This window comes from Streptomyces sp. NPDC041108 (assembly GCF_055592645.1).
In genome coordinates this window covers 1-4,110 of the sequence record NZ_JBVIYK010000011.1, presented here as the reverse complement: position 1 = coordinate 4,110, position 4,110 = coordinate 1, and the positions used below count along the sequence as shown (strand labels likewise).

Annotated in this window: 4 protein-coding genes; 2 read left to right on the top strand and 2 right to left on the bottom strand. The window is 71.8% G+C overall.

The genetic code is table 11. The annotated features are described in order from the left end of the window. Positions 1-91 precede the first annotated feature (91 nt). Positions 92-2,191 carry a glycogen debranching protein GlgX gene (gene glgX / locus ACZ6BB_RS27825; protein ID WP_471618110.1) on the bottom strand — a complete coding sequence of 700 codons (2,100 nt, stop codon included), beginning with the start codon at positions 2,189-2,191 and terminating at the stop codon, positions 92-94. A 23-nt stretch (positions 2,192-2,214) separates the two neighbouring features. Continuing rightward, a complete protein-coding gene (locus tag ACZ6BB_RS27820; RefSeq protein ID WP_471617880.1) occupies positions 2,215-2,730 on the bottom strand; it encodes a pep a2 in 516 nt (171 codons plus the stop codon). Positions 2,731-2,997: 267 nt separating this feature from the next. On the opposite strand from ACZ6BB_RS27820, the gene ACZ6BB_RS27815 reads away from it, so the two are divergent. Both ACZ6BB_RS27815 and ACZ6BB_RS27810 read left to right on the top strand, forming a co-directional pair. Further along, complete coding sequence (locus tag ACZ6BB_RS27815) at positions 2,998-3,357, top strand: DUF5133 domain-containing protein (RefSeq protein WP_471617879.1); 360 nt, start codon at positions 2,998-3,000, stop codon at positions 3,355-3,357. Between the two features lie 66 nt (positions 3,358-3,423). Then, positions 3,424-4,110, top strand: a 687-nt coding sequence (locus tag ACZ6BB_RS27810; protein WP_471617878.1) for a maltotransferase domain-containing protein, incomplete at its 3' end; no start/stop codon positions are given.

Sequence of the window (4,110 nt, the reverse complement as noted above, 5' to 3'; positions counted from 1 at the left end):
CCTCGGCGGGGTCCCGGTCCCCACCGATTCCAACCCCCGGCCCCGACCCCGCTCCGGGCCCTGCGCAGGCCCCCCGAGCCCCCGGCGCGGGTCAGGTGTCCCGGCAGGGCCGTGACAGCAGGACCAGGCTCCGGGACTCGACGGTGATCTCCGCGCCCGCCTTGTGCTCCGTCTCGTCGGGGACACCGTCCGGCTCCGCGGCCGTGTCGAGCAGGCTCGCCCACCGCTCGCCGTACGCGGGACCCGGCAGGCGGAACTTCCTGGGCTCCCAGTGGCTGTTGAGCAGCAGCAGGAAGGAGTCGTCGACGACCCGGCCGCCGTGGGGGTCGGGTTCGGCGATGGCGTCGCCGTTGAGGAAGACGGCCACGGCGTGCGCGTCGGAGCGGTCCCAGTCGGTGTCGGCCATCTCGGTGGCGTCCGGCAGCAGCCACACCAGGTCGGGCAGCGGCTGGTCGGCGCGGGTCGGGGTGTCGCCGCGGAAGAAGCGGCGGCGGCGCAGCACGGGGTGCGCGGCGCGCAGGGCGATGAGGTCGCGGGTGAACGCGAGGAGGGCGTCGCGTTCGGGGTCCGGCCGCCAGTCGACCCAGGAGATCTCGTTGTCCTGGCAGTAGGCGTTGTTGTTGCCGAGCTGGGTGCGGCCCGACTCGTCGCCGTGGCAGATCATCGGGATGCCCTGGGAGAGCAGCAGCGTGGCCAGGAGGTTGCGCTGCTGACGGGCGCGCAGCGCGCGGACGCGCGGGTCGTCGGTGGGTCCCTCGACCCCGCAGTTCCAGGAGCGGTTGACGCTCTCGCCGTCCCGGCCGCCCTCGCCGTTGGCCTCGTTGTGCTTGTCGTCGTACGAGACCAGGTCGCGCAGGGTGAATCCGTCGTGCGCGGTGACGAAGTTGACGCTGGCGCGCGGGCGGCGCCGGCTGTGCTCGTAGAGGTCGGCGGAGCCGGTGAGGCGGGAGGCGAACTCGCCGAGCGTGTGCGGGTGTCCGCGCCAGAAGTCCCGTACGGCGTCCCGGTACTTGCCGTTCCACTCCGACCACAGCGGCGGGAAGTTGCCGACCTGGTAGCCGCCCTCGCCCACGTCCCACGGCTCGGCGATGAGCTTGACGCGGCTGATCACGGGGTCCTGCTGGATCAGGTCGAAGAACGCCGAGAGCCGGTCCACCTCGTGGAACTGCCGGGCCAGCGTGGCCGCGAGGTCGAAGCGGAAGCCGTCGACGTGCATCTCGGTGACCCAGTACCGCAGCGAGTCCATGATCAGCTGCAGGACGTACGGGTGTCGCATCAGCAGGCTGTTGCCGGTGCCGGTGGTGTCGTAGTAGTGGCCCCAGTCGCCGTCCACGAGGCGGTAGTAGGAGGAGTTGTCGAGGCCGCGGAAGGAGAGGGTGGGGCCCTTCTCGTTGCCCTCGGCGGTGTGGTTGTAGACGACGTCGAGGATCACTTCGAGGCCGGCCGCGTGCAGGGCCTTGACCATCGACTTGAACTCGCTGACCTGTTGGCCCCGGGTGCCGTGGGCGGCGTAGGCGTTGTGCGGCGCGAAGAACCCGATGGTGTTGTAGCCCCAGTAGTTGGTGAGGCCGCGGTCCCGCAGGACGCCGTCCTGCACGAACTGGTGCACGGGCATCAGCTCGATCGCGGTCACGCCCAGCGAGGTGAGGTGCTCGACGACGGCGGGGTGGGCCAGTCCCGCGTAGGTGCCGCGCAGTTCGGGCGGCACATCGGGGTGGGTGCGGGTGAGGCCGCGGACGTGTGCCTCGTAGATGACGGTGTCGGCGTAGGCCCGCCGGGGCGGGCGGTCGTCCCCCCAGTCGAAGTACGGATCGGTGACCACGCCGAGCATGGTGTGCCCGGCGCTGTCGGCGCCGGGCTCGTACAGGGAGGGATGGTTGTCCGTCTGCCCGTCCACGGCCCGGGTGTACGGGTCCAGCAGCAGCTTCGCCGGGTCGCAGCGGTGGCCGGCGGCGGGGTCCCAGGGGCCGTGCACGCGGTAGCCGTAGCGCTGTCCGGGTCCGACCCCGGGGAGGTGGCCGTGCCAGACGAACCCGTCGGCCTCGGTGAGCGGGACGGAGCGGTGGACACCGTCGCCGTCCACGAGGACCAGGTCGACGCGCTCCCCGACCTCGCTGAACAGCGCGAAGTTGGTGCCGGTTCCGTCGAAGGAGGCACCCAGCGGACAGGGGTGCCCGCTCCACACGGGCACCCCTGTCCGGTCCGGTCGCAGCGTCACCGCGCGGCCTCGCACACGTCCGGCGCCTGGTCGCCGGGCGCTCCGGCGAGCAGGGCGATGTGCGTCTCGCGGGGGACCTGGAGGACTTCGCGCAGGGCCGGCTCGGGCACGGTGGGCACCAGGGGAACGCTCTGGTCGACCGGCGCCCGCTGGGTGAACCAGATGACGGTGCTGCCGGTGGCCGTCGAGCAGCAGCCCCAGCCGTCGCTGAGCGCGGCGATATGGGTCAGGCAGGGGCGCAGTTCCCGGTCCGGGCGCATCTCCCGGTCGTTCGCGCCGACCGCCGCGATGAGGTGCTGACCGTTCCACCACATCTCGATCGAGGTGTTCTTGTCCGTGGCGTGTTCGTCGATCGCGCGCAGCAGCAGTTCGGCGCTGTGGCAGACGGTCCCTGACAGGGTCTCCAGGTCCCAGAACCGGAGGTGGGCGGCCAGGATGCGCCTGACCTGGCCGACCCGTTCCGGACCGACCTCCACGTCGAGGTGGTAGTAGCGAGGCACTGCGGTCTTCATCGTCGTTGGCTCCTCACCGGCGAAGCTCCCGCCTCGTGAGCACGAAGCGTGAGCACCGATCACTTCTGAGTCAGCTCCAGAGTGGGAGTGCTACGCCATTCGTGCAACACGAGCGACCTCAGAGGTAGTTGAAGTGCCAACAAGACGCCCGGTGGCGACCTGTGCACCATGAGTGCAGGCATCGGCTCCGTGAGGCGCCGGTGCCCCTCCGTGCACGACCTCCCCAGGGAAGCGTGCTCCGTCGAGAGTGCCGGGAGGGACCAGCGCATGTTGCTGCCCGCCAAGAACGAGGTGGCGAGACATCTGCGGCGCTACCGCACCTGGGAACGCGCGATGCTCGCGTCCCCGACCGACCGCGCGGCCCGGGAGAGCTTCGAGGACTCGGGCTACACGCTGTGCGTCCTGATGGGCAAGCGGTGCGCCCGCGAGGCCGTGACGGCCGCCGAGCGCTACCTCCAGACGAGCCTGCCCGCCTATCTCCAGGAGCAGACCGGCCGGCCCCAGCCGGAACAGAACGGCAGACCCCGTCCGGAACAGAACGGCAGGCCCCGCAAGGACCAGACCGGCAAGACCCGTTCCGCCCGACGCGGTCCGCCGTCCGGGCAGCGTTTCGCGGCAGGGCGGTAGGACCCCCGTTCAGCACCCGTTCGGCCCAGCGCCGGCCGATCCCCGAGCACCGCGGAGGTGAGACCCATGAGCCCGATCCCGGCCCCGGCCGTCGGCCGCGTCCCCGTCAGGGACGTCCGCCCGCTCGTCGAGTGCGGCAGGCGTCCCGCGAAGGCAGTCGTCGGCGAGACCTTCGAGGTCACCGCGACGCTCTTCCGGGAGGGACACGGTGTGGTCGCCGCCAACGTGGTGCTCAAGGATCCGGAGGGCCGTCCGGCCCCATGGACCACGATGCGCGAACTCGCCCCCGGCACCGACCGCTGGGGCGCCTGGGTCACCCCGACCGCCATCGGCCGGTGGACGTACCGCGTCGAGGCATGGAGCGACCCGATCGCCACGTGGCGTCACACCGCCCGCATCAAGATCCCGGCCGGTATCGACTCCGGGCTCGTCCTGGAGGAGGGCGCCGAGCTCTACGCGCGCGCCGCCGCGGGGGTGCCCGAGGCGGACCTGCACGCGGTGCTGCTCACAGCCGTACGGACACTCCGTGACGACACCCTCCCGGTCGCCGACCGGCTGGCGGCGGCGTTGGCGCCGGAGGTTGACGAGGTCCTGGCCCGTCACCCCCTGCGGGAACTGGTCACCTCCTCCGAACCGCTGCCCCTGCTGGTGGAACGCCAGCGGGCCCTGTTCGGCTCCTGGTACGAGTTCTTCCCCCGTTCCGAGGGCACCCCCGACCAGCCCCACGGAACCTTCCGCACCGCCGCCCGCCGC

What these genes read in the sequence shown, in the direction of transcription:
- ACZ6BB_RS27820 (WP_471617880.1), bottom strand. Translation starts at nt 2,730, where the DNA reads ATGAAGACCGCAGTGCCTCGCTACTACCACCTCGACGTGGAGGTCGGT.
- ACZ6BB_RS27815 (WP_471617879.1), top strand. Translation starts at nt 2,998, where the DNA reads ATGTTGCTGCCCGCCAAGAACGAGGTGGCGAGACATCTGCGGCGCTAC.